The organism is Dolichospermum lemmermannii CS-548 (assembly GCF_028330815.1).
Taxonomy (GTDB): Bacteria; Cyanobacteriota; Cyanobacteriia; order Cyanobacteriales; family Nostocaceae; genus Dolichospermum; species Dolichospermum lemmermannii.
This window is the reverse complement of sequence record NZ_JAQMTJ010000028.1, coordinates 1-15,682: the sequence shown is the minus strand read 5'-3', so window position 1 is coordinate 15,682 and position 15,682 is coordinate 1. Positions and strand designations below refer to the sequence as shown.

16 protein-coding genes are annotated in these 15,682 nt (G+C 40.3%); 6 read left to right on the top strand and 10 right to left on the bottom strand.

Annotated elements, in window-relative coordinates; translation table 11 throughout:
- The coding region (locus PN450_RS01420; RefSeq protein WP_271835188.1) for a zinc ribbon domain-containing protein at positions 1-247 on the top strand (247 nt) is incomplete at its 5' end.
- 274 nt (positions 248-521) lie between these two features.
- Here the strand turns inward: PN450_RS01420 and PN450_RS01415 are convergent.
- A complete protein-coding gene (locus tag PN450_RS01415; protein WP_271835187.1) occupies positions 522-1,865 on the bottom strand; it encodes a dihydroorotase in 1,344 nt (447 codons plus the stop codon).
- A gap of 283 nt (positions 1,866-2,148) precedes the next feature.
- Between PN450_RS01415 and lepB the strand changes: the two genes are divergently transcribed.
- Positions 2,149-2,805: a signal peptidase I gene (lepB, locus tag PN450_RS01410; protein WP_271835186.1), complete on the top strand. Its 657-nt coding sequence runs from the start codon at positions 2,149-2,151 to the stop codon at positions 2,803-2,805.
- Positions 2,806-2,809: 4 nt separating this feature from the next.
- Complete coding sequence (locus PN450_RS01405) at positions 2,810-3,595, top strand: MOSC domain-containing protein (protein WP_271835189.1); 786 nt, start codon at positions 2,810-2,812, stop codon at positions 3,593-3,595.
- Between the two features lie 172 nt (positions 3,596-3,767).
- On the opposite strand, the gene PN450_RS01400 is transcribed toward PN450_RS01405, so the two are convergent.
- A complete protein-coding gene (locus PN450_RS01400; RefSeq protein ID WP_271835184.1) occupies positions 3,768-4,400 on the bottom strand; it encodes a bifunctional 4-hydroxy-2-oxoglutarate aldolase/2-dehydro-3-deoxy-phosphogluconate aldolase in 633 nt (210 codons plus the stop codon).
- 238 nt (positions 4,401-4,638) lie between these two features.
- Here PN450_RS01400 and PN450_RS01395 point away from each other — a divergent pair, with 238 nt between their 5' ends.
- Both PN450_RS01395 and mltA read left to right on the top strand, forming a co-directional pair.
- Positions 4,639-4,887: a hypothetical protein gene (locus PN450_RS01395; protein WP_015078072.1), complete on the top strand. Its 249-nt coding sequence runs from the start codon at positions 4,639-4,641 to the stop codon at positions 4,885-4,887.
- A gap of 2 nt (positions 4,888-4,889) precedes the next feature.
- Positions 4,890-6,116 (top strand): murein transglycosylase A, encoded by a 1,227-nt coding sequence (mltA, locus tag PN450_RS01390; RefSeq protein ID WP_271835182.1) that lies wholly within the window; start codon positions 4,890-4,892, stop codon positions 6,114-6,116.
- 95 nt (positions 6,117-6,211) lie between these two features.
- Here the strand turns inward: mltA and PN450_RS01385 are convergent, their stop codons facing one another.
- The 8 genes from PN450_RS01385 to tig all read right to left on the bottom strand — a co-directional run bounded on the left by PN450_RS01385 (position 6,212) and on the right by tig (position 13,687).
- Complete coding sequence (locus PN450_RS01385) at positions 6,212-7,084, bottom strand: DUF5895 domain-containing protein (protein WP_271835180.1); 873 nt, start codon at positions 7,082-7,084, stop codon at positions 6,212-6,214.
- A 238-nt stretch (positions 7,085-7,322) separates the two neighbouring features.
- Positions 7,323-8,666: a histidine phosphatase family protein gene (locus PN450_RS01380; RefSeq protein ID WP_271835178.1), complete on the bottom strand. Its 1,344-nt coding sequence runs from the start codon at positions 8,664-8,666 to the stop codon at positions 7,323-7,325.
- Positions 8,667-8,783: 117 nt separating this feature from the next.
- Entirely contained in the window at positions 8,784-8,990 is a 207-nt protein-coding gene (locus PN450_RS01375; protein WP_148763622.1) for a hypothetical protein, read from the bottom strand.
- Positions 8,991-8,996: 6 nt separating this feature from the next.
- Complete coding sequence (locus tag PN450_RS01370) at positions 8,997-9,824, bottom strand: alpha/beta fold hydrolase (protein ID WP_015078067.1); 828 nt, start codon at positions 9,822-9,824, stop codon at positions 8,997-8,999.
- Positions 9,825-9,846: 22 nt separating this feature from the next.
- Positions 9,847-9,978 (bottom strand): hypothetical protein, encoded by a 132-nt coding sequence (locus tag PN450_RS01365; protein ID WP_256370305.1) that lies wholly within the window; start codon positions 9,976-9,978, stop codon positions 9,847-9,849.
- Positions 9,979-10,056: 78 nt separating this feature from the next.
- The gene (gene clpX / locus PN450_RS01360; RefSeq protein ID WP_148763624.1) at positions 10,057-11,400 is read right to left on the bottom strand and encodes an ATP-dependent protease ATP-binding subunit ClpX; all 1,344 of its coding nucleotides are present in this window, start codon (positions 11,398-11,400) and stop codon (positions 10,057-10,059) included.
- 30 nt (positions 11,401-11,430) lie between these two features.
- Positions 11,431-12,108, bottom strand: a complete 678-nt coding sequence (gene clpP / locus PN450_RS01355) for an ATP-dependent Clp endopeptidase proteolytic subunit ClpP (RefSeq protein WP_168631827.1) — start codon at positions 12,106-12,108, stop codon at positions 11,431-11,433.
- Positions 12,109-12,277: 169 nt separating this feature from the next.
- The gene (gene tig, locus PN450_RS01350) at positions 12,278-13,687 is read right to left on the bottom strand and encodes a trigger factor (protein ID WP_271835175.1); all 1,410 of its coding nucleotides are present in this window, start codon (positions 13,685-13,687) and stop codon (positions 12,278-12,280) included.
- An 816-nt stretch (positions 13,688-14,503) separates the two neighbouring features.
- On the opposite strand from tig, the gene PN450_RS01345 reads away from it, so the two are divergent.
- On the top strand, positions 14,504-15,535 hold the full coding sequence (locus tag PN450_RS01345) for an aspartate-semialdehyde dehydrogenase (protein ID WP_148763626.1): 1,032 nt from the start codon (positions 14,504-14,506) through the stop codon (positions 15,533-15,535).
- Positions 15,536-15,682 lie beyond the last annotated feature (147 nt).

Here is a 15,682-nt window from a genome sequence, read left to right as displayed (position 1 = left end):
CGTTAAGACATTTTTGAAGAACCACAAATTAGCGGGTGCAATTGCAGATTGTGGGATGTATGAATTTAAAAGGCAATTAGAGTACAAAACTGAGAAGTTTGGCAGTGAATTAATCCTTGTAGATAGATTCTTTCCTAGTTCGCAAATATGCTCTAACTGCGGTAATCATCGTCATAAAATGCCATTAAAAAGCCGCGTTTATGTTTGTCCTGATTGTGGCTATAAAGCTGACATCCCTGTCTCATAGCTCAAGTCCGTTAAAACGGACTCATAAATTTTCCGAGTGTTTAGAGGATGTTTGAAAAGTTTTGAATGTATAAATTGACCCCTCTCCAAACCTCTCCCCGACGCGGGGAGAGGCTTTGAAAACCCCATTCCCTGGTAGGGAAGGGGGCAGGGGGGTTAGGTTTTTGGAGATTATGGGTTTTCTCGTTAAGTTAACACCAATGAAGCTCTTGCTTTACCCCTACCGATGGAATCGAATAATTAAGCGCAATCTACAAAGATTTTTAGCTACCTTGTCACCCGTTAAAAGTTAAAGCTTGTCCACGAACTTGTGTATTTAGCTGACCATGATAGCGAAGCGCTCCGTAGGAATCATAAACAATTTCACCGCCGACAATTGTTGTTACAGGCCAACCTGTTAAATTCCAACCTTCAAAGGAACTCCAACCACACTTGCTGACAACTTCTTCCCGTTTAACTTCATGGTAATTTTTTAAATCTACCAAAACTAAATCAGCATCATATCCGGGAGTAATTTCTCCTTTGTTGGCAATACCATAAGCTACAGCAACCGCTTTAGACATCCATTGTACAACTTGGGCAACAGTACATTTTCCATCCATTGCAGCGGTTAACATTAGAGGTAAAGAAGTTTCTACACCGGGCATTCCTGAAGGAGTGTTTGGGTAGGTTTGGGCTTTTTCCTCCAGAGTGTGGGGGGCGTGGTCAGTGGCAATGAAATCAATAATACCATCACGTAGGGCTTGCCAGAGAACTTCATTATCGTGGGGCGATCGCAAAGGTGGATTCATTTGCGCTAAACTACCAATAGTTGCATAAGCATTAGTATTCAACAGTAAATGTTGTGGTGTTACCTCTGCCGTCACCCAACTAGGTTTATCCTCACGTAGTAACTCCGCTTCCTCTGCTGTTGACATATGCAGAATATGTAAACGGCGTTGATATTTTTTAGAAAGCTTTAACGCCAATTGCGTAGCCAACAAAGCAGCTAGATTATCTTGAATTTGGGAGTGAATAGCCGGGTCTGTAATCCCCGCAAACTCCTGTTTGCGTTGATTAATTCTCGCTTGGTCTTCCGCATGAACAGCAATTAAACGAGTTCCCCGCGCAAAAATCGCCTCTAGTGCCTCTTCCTGGTTTACCAACAACTGTCCGTGCATTGACCCCATAAACACCTTAATCCCCGGTGTTGGCTGGGCAGAGAGTAAATCTGGTAAATTATCAGCCGTAGCCCCAATAAAAAAGCCATAATTAACTAAGCACTTCTGGGCTGCCCGTTGTAACTTATCATCTAAAGCTGATTGAGTAATGGTTAAAGGTCTTGTATTCGGCATTTCTAGAAAGGAAGTAACTCCCCCTTTAGCGCAAGCACAACTGGCAGTAAACAAGTCTTCTTTGTATTCTAGTCCTGGTTCACGGAAATGCACCTGGGGGTCAATCACACCAGGCAACAAAGTTAAACCTTGTGCGTCAATCTCACGGGTAGGTCTGGCATTAGTGATTTCTTGTCCTATCTGAACTATTTGCCTTCCCTCTATCAACACATCCCCAATCATTGACTCACCATTGGGTAAAATAATTTCAGCGTGACGAATCAGTAAACTTTGTGGATTTGACATGGATTTAAGATTTTTCGGGATAAAGGAACTATTTATGGATGATAGATAACTTTTTCTTTAAGGTAAACTTAATTGGCACGAAGAACCTTTAATTTTGGTTTTGTGTTAAAAAATGTTTATCATCAAGTAAGCTAAAAACCTGAATGTTTGTAGCTGACAACAGAAAAGCACTAGATTTTTTTACTTTATTTAACTGTCATCTGCTCCATCTGGTTAAGATTAATAATATCAAGTCTATCTGTCTGAGTTCAATACTAGTCTCCTAACATACTTCAACAATTTCATGCAAAATCAAGCGTCTGATAAAAACTCTAGTCAAGAACCTGATAATTCCTGGATAGTAGAGCTAGGTAAAACGATGATCTTGAGTATCTTTCTGGCTCTAGGAATTCGTACCTTTGTTGCCGAAGCCCGTTGGATTCCTACTGGTTCTATGGAACCAACCCTCCATGGTGTCAAAGACCAGTGGCTGGCAGACAAGATTATTGTTGATAAAGTGAAATATAAATTTGCTAACCCCGAACGGGGAGATATAGTCGTATTTTTACCGCCACAAGAAATCCAGAATAATCCTGAACGGGAAGCATTTATTAAAAGAGTAATTGGTTTACCTGGGGAAAAAGTAGAACTCAGAAAAGGGAAAGTATATATAAATAGCCAGCCTCTACCGGAAAATGTTTACCTATCCTCTTCTGTGCGGACTTTTGTTGAAGCTTGCAATAGTAGCGGACTCCAACCTCCTTTTTTGGCTAAACCGGAAATTATTCCCGCAAATTCTTACTTAATGCTCGGTGATAATCGTCCTAATAGTTATGATGGGCGTTGTTGGGGTGTTGTTCCCCGAAAAAATATGATTGGTCGGGCTGTAGCTCGTTTTTGGCCACTTGATAGAATGGGCGCAATTGATAAAGCTCCTGCTTATTCATCTCCAAAACCATGAAATGATGCCATATCTAGCCAGGATTTTGCTATATCCAATTAAGTCGCTAGATGGTATAGAAGTAGAAAAGGCGACTATTCTCGACCGTGGCGCACTTGAGTATGACCGGGAATTTGCATTTTTTGACGCAGAAAATAAGTTTGTCAATGGTAAACGTTATCCAAAAATCCTTTTGTTGCGTTCAGAGTTTTCCCTAGAACAAAGACTGGTAAAGCTGAAGTTTCCTGGTGAAAACTCAGAACAGGTTTTTCATTTAGATCAACAACGTCCAGCATTAGCCGCAGTTGTCAGCGATTTTTTGGGTTTTCCTGTGCAACTACAGCAAAATACCGCCATGGGTTTTCCTGATGATACAGTTTCACCAGGAGCAACGGTAATTAGTACAGCAACTTTAACGGAGGTTGCGTCCTGGTTTTCTGGTATCAATGTTGATGAAATGCGGCGGCGAATGCGTGCCAATATTGAAATTGATGGTGTCCCAGCATTTTGGGAAGATGGGTTATTTGCTGCTAGTGGGGAAACAGTACCCTTTAAACTGGGAGATATCCAGTTTTTGGCAATTAACCCTTGTCAACGTTGTGTAGTTCCCACACGCGATTCTTACTCAGGGGCAGTTTACCCAAACTTTCAGAAAATATTTGGGCAAAAACGCCAAGCAACTATGCCCGCTTCTGTAAATACAGGGCAATTTAATCATTTTTATAGATTGAGTGTGAATACCAGAGTTCCCATTTCGGAAGCGGGGAAAATGATTAAACTTGGTAATAGGATCGAAATATCTCATTTCTGAATAACCACCTTACTTACAGCAGATCTCGCTCTAATGAGATACAAACTTGAATTATGAAACTCTTGTAGTGCGGGCATACTTCGACCCTTCGACAGGCTCAGGGCATCGCAAGTTCAGTACAAGTCTTGCTCGCTACATAAGTACCTCATCACACCGGAAAGTGCTGTAACTACTATTGTAACCTCTGCATGAGGGTTTTTGCTTGTTGACTGATTGCTTGCCAATTTTTCTGTAACACTGATGCTTGCGGAAATAATTCGCTACTCAACCCTACGGCTACCGCACCAACTTGCAAAAAATCTTTGGCATTTTCTAATGTCACCCCACCAGTAGGTATTAAGGGAATATGCCCAAGAAGTCCTTGTAAACTTTTGATATAACTAGTTCCTCCCACTGATTGCACAGGAAACACCTTGACACAACTTGCTCCATAATTCCAAGCGGTAATAATTTCTGTCGGTGTCAATGCACCGGGAATAATCGGAATATTTTTGGCTACTGCGGCTTGAATCATTTCGGGATCAGTGTGGGGACTGAAGAGAAATTGCGCCCCACAAGCGATCGCATCTTCTAACTGTTGGACATTAAATAACGTTCCTGTCCCAATCATACAGTTAGGTAATTTGGCGCGGAGTTGGGAAATTAATTCGGGTGCATGATCGCTATTCCAGGTAATTTCAATTAACTGCATTCCCCCAGATGCTACAGCTATGGCCATTTGCTCACCCCATACCATTTTTGGGGCGCGAATCACCGCGATCGCTCGGTGTATTTTTAACTGTGATAACCAAACTTGATTAGACATTTTTACTGTGACTTGTAGCCAAGAGGTCAAAAACCTCAAATATAAACATAACCTAGGAACAGGATCAAAACATTCCATCTTGCTGATTCACCGAAAATTATTTTCCTACCATTGCCTAATAGGAATATGCGAAATGCCGGAAACTTAAAACTTAGGAACGCAAATTTAGCCCTGAGACTGTCAAAGTGGTGTAACGTGGTGAACAATGGCGTAGCTGTATCTTTAGTCATGTAAATTTATGCCCAGAACTCCGAGTGAATATGCTGTCTTCCTGCTCTTAGACAATGGACATCGGGAAGAAGTGCGCTTTCCTACTATTCAAGAATTTCAAAAGTGGTATAGCGGTGAGCTTGTGCCAAAGTCAGCTTCTCATGATTTTATTAGCGTACCGATTAAAAATATTCAGGGAGAATATATGGTGGTACGCCCGTCTAAGATTGCAGGGATTCGAGTAGAACCAATTTTTAATTCCAGTATTGAAAGATAAAAATGAGAAAAAACCTTACTTTGCTTGCTTTAAGTCTGGGAATTGCCTTGATAAATCCACTTTCGTCAGTTGTCGCTCAAGCTCCTCATTCGCAGCCAGTTACAATCCCAGTAACGCCTGAATTACCACCAGCAGTATTACCAGCCCTCGAACCTATTAATTTAGAAACTGTTTGTACCCCCCAAAATTGCCTGGGTTTGGACGAACAACTTTGGGGTAAACAAGGTGATAAACAAGCATTGCTAAGTTCTATAGATAATAGTTTGCGCTATTTGGCAACCAATAAAGCGATCGCTATCTATCAAACTTACCCAATCAAGGGAATTACCCTAAATCGGGTGCAGCGGAGTTTGCTACGCTTTCGACAACTAGTTGTAAGTTCTCAGTCAGCGGCAGAATTACAAGCTGCTGTGCGCCGGGAATTTGTCTTTTACCAGTCTGTAGGCAACGATGGTAAGGGAACTGTTAAGTTCACTGCTTATTATGAGCCTGTGTATACTGCCAGCCGTGTCAGGACTTCTGTATACAAATATCCTCTTTATCGTCTGCCCGCAGATTTTCAAAACTGGCCAAAACCCCATCCCAAACGGATTGATTTAGAAGGCAAAAATGGATTACTAGGGGATAAAAGCAAGTTACGAGGGTTAGAAATTCTCTGGTTTAGCAATCGTCTAGATCCATACATGGTTCATATCCAAGGTTCTGCCCAAATTAAATTAACCAATGGACGCAGAACATCCGTTGGTTATGCTGGAGGAACTGATTATGCTTGGACTTCCATTGGTAAAGAACTGGCAAAAGATGGCAAACTGCCACTTAGCGGTTTAACTATGCCTAAATTAATTACTTATTTTCGCCAACATCCCAAGGAGTTAAGTAATTATTTACCCCGTTGGGAAAGATTTGTTTTCTTTGCAGAAACTAACGGTACACCAGCGACGGGTAGTATTCTTGTTCCTGTCACTGCGGAACGTTCCATTGCTACAGATAAATCTCTCATGCCACCAGGTGCATTAGCCCTAATTATCAATTCTTTTCCCTATCCTACTAATGGTGGCAAACTGGAATCTCGTCTAGTTAACCGTTTTGTCTTAGATCAGGATACAGGTAGTGCAATTAAAGGCCCAGGAAGAGTTGATTATTTCATGGGTTCTGGTGAATTAGCAGGCGATCGCGCTGGTATTTCCGGCGGTAACGGTTTACTATTCTATTTATTACTCAAAGAATAGGTAATTGGTAATTGGTAATTGGTAATTGGTAATTGGTAATTGGTAATTGGTAATTGATTATTACTCCCCAATCCCTAGTCCCCAGTTCCCAGTCCTTAATACGGTGGATAACTAAATTCATCGTCATCCGCATAGACATAAGAACTAGTAACACCAGAAGTTTCTACTTTAGAAGCTTCTGGTTTAATTACTTCCTTACCAAATTCTTTGTATTCTTCAAAAGTCTTACAAATAATTGCTGACTCAGGGGAATCTGAGGCAATCATATAATCTATTAAAGTTGAAATTGTGGGATGTTTATAATCTACAGTTGAAGCTACCAAAGCAATATTCGGTTCTATTCCTCTTTCTTCCGGTTCAATGATAGGGCAAAAAATCCCATGAGCATGAAATAAAGGACCCTTGGGAGTTATTGGTTTCTTTTGAAAACCAGCATAAGCTTTTTCCAATTCCCCAGCAAAACCGCCAGTAATTCTCCCTTGTTGATATTCAGCGTAATTTTTACCAAAACTAGCGCCGGGTGAACCACTCAGAGTTAATTGTAGAGGTGATTGATGCAAAAACTTTTTATCTTCACCGACTAAAAAAATCAAATGGCGAGTATAAATTTTGAATTTAAGTTTATCAGCTAAAAACTCTTCTTTGTAATCTTTGTATGTACCTAATCTAATCTTAGTTTCCCGATCTTGCACAGATAACGGACCACGACGCACAATCACCAGTTTAGGAGTAGTAGTAATAAATATTGTTTCTACTTCTCCAGAACTAAATTCATGTTCTACCTGTTGCCAATTATCATCTGCTTCAAACCCAACAGATTGAGCATTATCACGGCTAATCGCTAAACCATAGCTTTGTAAACCATCTGTACCATAGCGAGGATTGATCATTAAACCCCAGGGAATCACTTGGGACGGTGGGGCATTAAATTTCTCGTCTTCAAAGTCGAATTTTGCAGATGCTTTCATGATTTTAGAATATCAGTGTGTTTAATTTAATAAGTCTATCGTTTGTACCATATTTTGTACCATCTATCTCCGGTATCAGGCACTTTGTGAATTAGATTGTAACAATTTCCGTTTAAATCCATTAATTCATCCCTTATTATCTGCGTTTATTTGCGTTTATCTGCGTTCAATTATTCTTAATCTCCTACTCTATTTGAGATTAGGGCAATTCATCAATTACCCTAACAACTTATCTCAACTACAATGCCCCAGCCGCAGTTTTATCGAGAACACTATTACTTAAATGGCCAGTAATATTCATCGCTTGCAGGACTGGATAACCTTGAATACCATGAGGATAATCAATGACACTCACAGCACCATTACCTTGACGGAAGTTCCAGAAATTCTCGTTAGATAAACCGAGAATATGGCATAACAAGGTTTTATTAGTGGCATCATGGGCGACGACCAATCCTAGTTGTAATTGCTGCGATTGGGCATTTTTAACTATGGCATTCCAATCAGTAACACTGCGTTCTTTGACCTGTTCTAAATTTTCCCCTTCTGGCATTTGCACATTGGCGGGAATTGTGCGCCAACTTTCTAATTCACCAGGAAATTCTTGCTCAATTTCTGATTCAAATTTGCCTTCCCAAAGTCCATGACTAATTTCTCTTAAACCAGCAAATAGTTCTAATTTCAAACTAGCATGATATTTTAAGATAATTTCCGCTGTTTCCTTGGGACGGGACATGGTACTGCTAACAGCAAAATCAATATTTACGTCTTTGAGAAATTCTGCGGCTTTTGCAGCTTGGTTTCTACCATTATCATTGAGGGGAATATCAATTTGTCCTTGAAATTTGCCTTGACGATTCCATTCTGTTTCCCCGTGACGCACTAATAATAATCTTACGCCTTTATGACCAGGACGCAGAGAAGGGAAAGTTTCACCCAGGTGTTGGGTTTGATTCATGGATTCTAACTGCACTGGTTCACCTAAACCACCAGCAAAATTTAAGATACTAATGCCACAGTTAGATTGTTGTAAGCAATGGTAACGACTGGGGGAAATTCCCAAAGCTGTGCTAATTAAGGCGCGATTGATGCCATTATGACCCACAATCAGGATAGTTTCTCCTTGATGTTGGGGGAGAATCTCTTGCCAAAACTGTTTGGCTTGGGCGTATAAAGCCAGCACTGGGAAATGTTCTCTAGTCCCGGAATCTTCATTCACAACCATGCGAAACTCGTGGGGAAGTTCTTTCCAGGTGCGGTAATCTTCAGTAAAGTTTTCTTTGACTTCACTTGTAGTCATTCCTACCCACAGAGGTAAATCAACTTCTACTAAGTTTTCATCAATTTGAATCACAGGAGATTGTGTAGCTAATTGACTGCGGATAATTTCCGCTGTGGATTTTGCTCGCTGGAGGGGACTACTATAAATAGCTTGAAAGGAAATACTACTGAGGGCTTTACCTGCTTGACTAGCATCATTTTGACCTTTTGCAGTTAATGATGAGGCATCAGTTCGCCCTTGAATACGTTTTTCTATATTGTAGGTACTTTGACCATGACGCACGATGATCACACGGGTCATTTTTTTTCTTTCCTCTATGCAAAGCCCTAATTTTACTGCAAAATGTACTCCTTGGACGATTCTGCTCTGTTGCTGATAGGATTTAAAATACAGAATTAACAATTAATACACGCTAAATTAATGACTAATCTCTAATTTTAAACAACATAATTCATCTATTTTAACTGGCTTAATAGGTAGAAGTAAGTTTGATGGTAGCTTTTTTCCTTCTAGTGCTGCGGTAAATCCTTCGTTAACTATTATTGCTAATGCTTTGCGGGTGGGAGAACATTTATTGACAAGAAAGTAGTATTTGTAGTTATTTTTAGATAATTTTAGGCTCAAACCCAATTACGAACAACTTAAAAACTCTTTGACTTTTGCCAAATAAGTTTCTGCGTCTTCCAACATCGGAAAATGTCCCGTATTAGGAATAATATTTAATTCAACCTTATCACTTAAAGCTGCGGCTGTTTTTCCTAATTTAGCCGGAATAATAATGTCATATTCCCCAGCAATTAGCAAAGTTGGGATAGTTAATTTCGCAAATTCTCCCGGCATTGTTTCCGCTTGTTCTTGACTAACAGAAGTATAAATAGTCCCTAAGGCCGCATCATAATTAGCATTAATAAAATCTTCTAAAAAAGCCTGTCGTTCAGCTTTAGGAATAGAACGATGTAAAAACCTAGCCATAAACATTCTATCAGCCAAGGGAATTTTACTTAACCATTGGGGACGGAATTTAACTACATAACCACCGAATTGATGAAAAGCAGAAAAAGCCTTTTCATCATATTCAAAAATTCCACTACAAGTTAAAATTCCCTTTTCAACTTTTTGGGGATAACGATTAAAAAATAAAGTAGCAATAGAAGCACCCATAGAATGGGCATTAATATAAACACGATCAAGATTTAACTCATTTAATAAAACCGCCAAATCTTCCGCATATTCTGTTAATTCATAACTTAAATGAGGCTGACATTGAGAACGGCCAAAACCCCGTAAATCATATAATAAACAATCAAAATTATCTAATAAAGCCTCAGCCGTACTTTGCCAATATCTTGCTGAACCAGCCCAACCATGCAAAAAAACCATCACCGGTTTCATAACATCTGATGATTTTTTCATCCACTCGTAATAATGATCAACACCCCGAACATTTATATAACTCATTGTCACAATTAAGAATTAAAAATTAAAAACTAACAATTGTCAATTGACCACTGACAATTGACAACTGTACGGGCGAAGCATTTGGAGAACTATTTTTGGCAATGACCGATAATTTATCTTCCAAATGCTTCTGACAACTGTACGGGCGAAGCATTTGGAGAACTATTTTTGGCAATGACCGATAATTTATCTTCCAAATGCTTCGCCCCTACTGACAATTGACAACTGACAATTAAGCAGACTCTGGTTTAGGTAAAGAAGAAGGATGTACTATCAGTTCCGCAGTAGAACGTTTTTCCACCATTTCCTTAGTAATAGTACAGCGAGTCACATCCTTACGAGAAGGTAACTCATACATTACATCCAGCATCAACTCTTCCACAATACCGCGTAAAGCCCGCGCTCCAGTTTTCCGCCGATAAGCCTCTTGAGCGATCGCTTTCAAAGCATCTGGTTTAAAATCTAACTGGACATTGTCCATATTCAGCAGTTTTTGGTACTGTTTCACCAAAGCGCTGCGTGGTTCAGTCAGAATTGCCATCAGCGCGTCCTCATCCAGAGGATCTACCACAGCCACCATGGGAATCCGCCCAATAAACTCAGGAATCATGCCAAATTTCACCAAATCATCCGGTTGCAAATGACGCAATGTATCCGCAGCGCGTTTTTCCTTAGTTTGCACATCTCCTGGTTGAACAAAGCCGATTGACTTTTTACCCACTCTCTGATCTACAACCTTTTCCAAACCGACAAAAGCCCCACCACAGACAAACAAAATATTACTCGTATCAATTTGGATACAATCTTGATATGGGTGCTTACGTCCGCCTTGTGGTGGAACATTAGCAACAGTCCCCTCCAACATTTTCAGCAAAGCCTGTTGTACCCCTTCCCCAGAAACATCCCTAGTAATCGAGGGATTTTCACTCTTGCGGGCGATTTTATCAATTTCATCAATGTAGATAATGCCCCGTTGAGCCTCTTCCACATCCAAATCAGCCACTTGCAACAGTCGTAACAAGATATTTTCCACATCTTCCCCCACATACCCCGCTTCAGTTAGGGTTGTAGCATCAGCCACAGCAAAGGGGACATCCAGAATTTTAGCGAGAGTTTGTGCCAATAAAGTCTTACCGCAACCAGTCGGACCAATAAGTAAAATATTGGACTTTTGTAGTTCTATAGCATCATCAGCCTCAACTTTGGCACTGCCTTTAGCCTGAAGAATAGCCAACCGTTTGTAGTGATTGTAAACAGCGACAGATAGCACTTTTTTAGCTTCATCTTGGCCGATCACGTGTTCGTCTAAATAATTTTTAATCTCCCTCGGTTTAGGAATTTGATTAAATGAGAGATTAGACGAACGTGTCCGCCGTTTTTCCGCTGGTTCTGACTTTTGAGTTGGTTGTGATGCTGCCGCAGTATTAGTATCCAGCAACTCCTCATCAAGGATTTCATTACACAAGTCAACGCATTCATCGCAGATGTAGACTCCCGGACCTGCGATTAATTTACGGACTTGCTCTTGAGACTTACCACAAAATGAACATTTTAAATGGGAGTCGTACTTAGACATATCAGCCTCTTATTTCAGAATGATGACGATTTACCCTGCTGTGGGCAGATTTTGTCGAGAAATGACCTGATCAATCAAACCATAATTCTTCGCCTCTTCTGCTGACATGAAAAAGTCGCGCTCGGTATCAGTTTCAATTCTGTCTAAGGGTTGACCAGTATGTTTAGACATTAATTGATTTAATTCACCCTTGATGTAAAGGATTTCTCGCGCTTGAATTTCAATGTCAATAGCCTGCCCTTGAGCGCCACCCAGGGGTTGGTGAATCATAATCCGGGAGTCAGGTAAAGACATCCGCTTTCCGGCAGTTCCAGATGTTAATAAAAAAGCCCCCATGCTTGCGGCTAGTCCAAAACAGATAGTTACAACATCGGGACGTATTTGTTGAATTGTATCATAGATTGCCATACCCGCGTAGACAGAGCCACCAGGAGAATTAATGTACAATTGAATATCCTTTTCCGCGTCCTCAGAATCGAGGAAAAGTAATTGGGCAACAATAGAATTAGCGACAACATCATCTATCGGTGTTCCCAAAAAAATAATCCGCTCGCGCAGTAAGCGGGAGTAGATATCAAATGCCCTTTCTCCCATCCCCGACTGTTCTACAACCATCGGTACAATGTTGCTAGAGGTGCTTAAATTGCCACTAGCCCCGATAGGACTCAAGCTGTTGATGGGGTAATTTCCTGACTGCGATACAAGCATAATCTAGAATATTTAACAATAAATGAAATGAAATTGTGAACTGTTAACCATTATGCCTTATATGGCAAAATTCAGGGCGCAGGAGGCAGGAGGCAGGAGGCAGGGGCAAGAGTAAAAGAAAGAACTTTTACCCATGACCCATGACCCATGACCCATGACCCATGACCCATTACTCAGGATTACTGGTTTCTTCTTCCTGAATTGCTTCAGCGGCTTCTGCTTCTGAATCTGGTTCTTCTGGAGGAGTTAAAGACCCTTCTGCTACTAGTTCCACAGAAGAACGTTCTAGTAACCAATCAACAATCTTTGTGGTGAGAAGTTCTTCTTGAACAACTCCACGTAATCTCTTTTCATCCAAATCTTGATCAGCATACTCTGTCAGCAATTCTGTGACTCTAGCTTCCACTTCTGCGGCTGCAACTTCAATAGATTCGCGTTTACCAATTTCTTGCAAAGATAGAGTCCGTTTAAGACGTTCTATAGCTTCAGGTTTGGATCTATCCCGTAATTGGGGAATAATTTCCTGGGTAAATAGCTTTTTCACATCTATTCCCTGCTCAGACAACTTCATTGCTGTTTGTGACAGCATAGCATCAACTTCTTGATCAATTAATGTTGTTGGCAAGTCTATTTCGACATGATTAAGCAATTCTGTTAATAAAGCTTCTTGCTGATTATTTCTGGTTTTATCTGCCGCTTCTTTTTCATACCGCTGGGTCAATGATGCCCGCAATTCCTCTAATGTCTCAAAGTCACTGACTTCTTGAGCAAAATCGTCATCCAACTCTGGCAATTCTTTAACTTTAATTTCTTTAAGCGTGATGGTAAACAGAGCCGCTTTACCAGATAATTCTTCGTTACCATAAGGATCTGGGAATTGAGCAGATACCTCTTTTGTTTCCCCAGGGTTCATACCCACTATCCCCAACACAAAACCGGGAATAAACTTATCTTCTTGTAACTCAACTTGAAAATCAGTTCCTTCTCCACCAGGAATTGGTTTGGGTTCACTGTCAGGATCATCACCTTGAGTTTTAGCAATTACACCCTTAAAGTCAATTACTGCCATATCACCGATTTCCGTAGCCCGTCCTTCTACAGGGACTAAAGTTCCTAACTTTTCTCTTTGGGCTTCAATAACGGTATCTACCTGGGTAGGATCATATTTAATTTCCTCCGCTTTGGCTTCTAAACCAGTGTATTGGTTTAACTTGATTTCTGGAATTACATCCACAGCCACCGCAAAAGTCAGGGGTTTTCCTGGTTCATAACTATTAATCAAATCATCAAAGGAAGAGCGTAATTGGGGCTGACCAAGAGCGGTAATTGCTTCTTGTTTAATTGCTTGCTCAATCCCTTCTTGAATGATTTCTTCTAGGGCAGTTGCCTTAACGCGAGTAGTACCGATACGTTGTATTAATATTTGCCGGGGTACTTTGCCTTTACGAAACCCAGGAATATTTACGGTCTTAGTTAAATTTCTCAGGACTTGCTCGTATTTTTGTGTGGTAATTTCCGATGTAATTTCTATTTCTAAACCAATTTGACTAGCGGGGAGTTTTTCCTGGGTAACTTTCATGCTTTATTTCTTGTTTTCTGGTATTTTAATCTGCTATCTAAATACTAGACAAGTCTAGACATTTACTTCTTACTTCAACGGGGGTATGGGATTGGGCATTGGTGTCAACTTAAACTAAAAATGGCTTATCTGTTGCCTTCCACAACCGTCAGGGAATAAATTCCCTGTCTCATGGCTCAAGTCCGTTTTAACGGACTAATAAATTTGCCTAGTGTTTAGTCATCAAAAGATAACTTTTATTATCAGCAAGGAGCTTGAGTTCCTTGCCGGATGGGGTTTTGCGTTAAGTTGACACCAATGGGGATTCAGTTATCCCGACTTCAGCTTACACGCTGTCTTCAAGACGTGATTATCTACTGACTAGCTATCATTCAGCTAAAAATGCTTATGAATCTCCTTAGGGAGATATCCAGTATACTGCCAAAAGTCAGGGACAAAACACTTTATGGTATTCTTCAATGGTAGCCTTAACTCCGGTAACATAACTTTACAGATCGGGCTTCTTAAAAATACCTAAAATATTAATCGCGCTTCTTTTTTTTTGCAGTTTGCCGTATAATAGAATGTTATACGATAGTATATAACTATATTTGATCGCTATAACTTAAATTGCTGTAAACCATGGTATCAGTTAATTTTGCCATATGAATAACAAACTTTCAAATTCCTTAATAACCATCAAAAACTGAGATATAATCACAAAAATATGCAAATTTTACTATTTAAAATCTGCTGTTGAGCGGAACGACAGAAACATTTAATTTTTAAGTTGTCCGAAAAAAAAGTGCTAATTACCTCTTAAAGGAGGAGTCGAGTTTGTCTAAGTCCTATCGTGTAGCTATTTTGGGTGCAACTGGTGCTGTAGGTACGGAGTTGCTGGAATTACTAGAAAGTCGAAATTTTCCCCTAGCTGATTTAAAATTGTTGGCATCAGAACGCAGTGCGGGAAAAACACTCAGATTCAAAGGGGAAGATATCCCAGTTGAAGCTGTGAGCGATCGCAGTTTAGAAAATATAGATATAGTCTTAGCTAGTGCTGGAGGTAGCATCTCCAAAACATGGGCTGGGATAGCTGTGCAAAAAGGAGCAGTGGTAATTGATAATTCCAGTGCCTTTCGGATGAACCCGGATGTCCCCTTGGTAGTTCCAGAAGTAAATCCCCAAGCCGCATTTACTCACAAAGGAATTATTGCCAATCCCAACTGTACAACGATTCTTATGTCCTTGGCAGTGTGGCCTTTACATCAAGTCAAACCAGTTAAAAGGATTGTAGCTGCTACCTATCAATCTGCTAGTGGTGCTGGTGCTCAGGCCATGGAGGAAGTAAAAATCCAAAGTGACGCTATACTACAAGGAAAGCAACCTGTAGCGGAAGTTTTACCTTACCCATTGGCATTTAATTTATTTACCCATAATTCTCCGATGACAGCTTGGGGATATTGTGAGGAAGAAATGAAAATGGTGAACGAAACCCGCAAAATCTTTGGTAGTCAAGAAATCAGAATTACCGCGACTTGTGTACGGGTTCCCGTCCTCCGCGCCCATTCTGAGGCGATTAATCTAGAGTTTGAAACACCTTTTGATCCAGATGAGGCCAGAGAAATTTTAAGAAAATCACCTGGTGTTAAATTAGTGGAAGATTGGCAAGCAAATTATTTCCCTATGCCCATAGATGCCAGTGGTAAAGATGAAGTTTTAGTAGGCAGAATTCGTCAGGATATTTCTCATGCTTGCGGTTTAGAATTGTGGCTATGTGGCGATCAAATTCGTAAAGGTGCAGCTTTAAATGCAGTGCAAATTGCCGAATTATTAGTAGAAAAAAATTTACTAAAATTGACTACAGTATAAGTTTAAATTCAGTCATTTGTCACCATTAATTAATAACTGACAACCGACAACTGTACGGGCGAAGCATTTGGAGAACTATTTTTGGCAATGACCGATAATTTATCTTCCAAATGCTTCGCCCCTACTGACAACCGACAACTGTACGGG

Coding starts and splice junctions, on each gene's coding strand:
- PN450_RS01415 (WP_271835187.1), bottom strand. CDS start 1,865: ATGTCAAATCCACAAAGTTTACTGATTCGTCACGCTGAAATTATTTTA.
- lepB (WP_271835186.1), top strand. CDS start 2,149: ATGCAAAATCAAGCGTCTGATAAAAACTCTAGTCAAGAACCTGATAAT.
- PN450_RS01405 (WP_271835189.1), top strand. CDS start 2,810: ATGCCATATCTAGCCAGGATTTTGCTATATCCAATTAAGTCGCTAGAT.
- PN450_RS01400 (WP_271835184.1), bottom strand. CDS start 4,400: ATGTCTAATCAAGTTTGGTTATCACAGTTAAAAATACACCGAGCGATC.
- PN450_RS01395 (WP_015078072.1), top strand. CDS start 4,639: ATGCCCAGAACTCCGAGTGAATATGCTGTCTTCCTGCTCTTAGACAAT.
- mltA (WP_271835182.1), top strand. CDS start 4,890: ATGAGAAAAAACCTTACTTTGCTTGCTTTAAGTCTGGGAATTGCCTTG.
- PN450_RS01385 (WP_271835180.1), bottom strand. CDS start 7,084: ATGAAAGCATCTGCAAAATTCGACTTTGAAGACGAGAAATTTAATGCC.
- PN450_RS01380 (WP_271835178.1), bottom strand. CDS start 8,666: ATGACCCGTGTGATCATCGTGCGTCATGGTCAAAGTACCTACAATATA.
- PN450_RS01370 (WP_015078067.1), bottom strand. CDS start 9,824: ATGAGTTATATAAATGTTCGGGGTGTTGATCATTATTACGAGTGGATG.
- PN450_RS01365 (WP_256370305.1), bottom strand. CDS start 9,978: ATGCTTCGCCCGTACAGTTGTCAGAAGCATTTGGAAGATAAATTATCG.
- clpX (WP_148763624.1), bottom strand. CDS start 11,400: ATGTCTAAGTACGACTCCCATTTAAAATGTTCATTTTGTGGTAAGTCT.
- clpP (WP_168631827.1), bottom strand. CDS start 12,108: ATGCTTGTATCGCAGTCAGGAAATTACCCCATCAACAGCTTGAGTCCT.
- tig (WP_271835175.1), bottom strand. CDS start 13,687: ATGAAAGTTACCCAGGAAAAACTCCCCGCTAGTCAAATTGGTTTAGAA.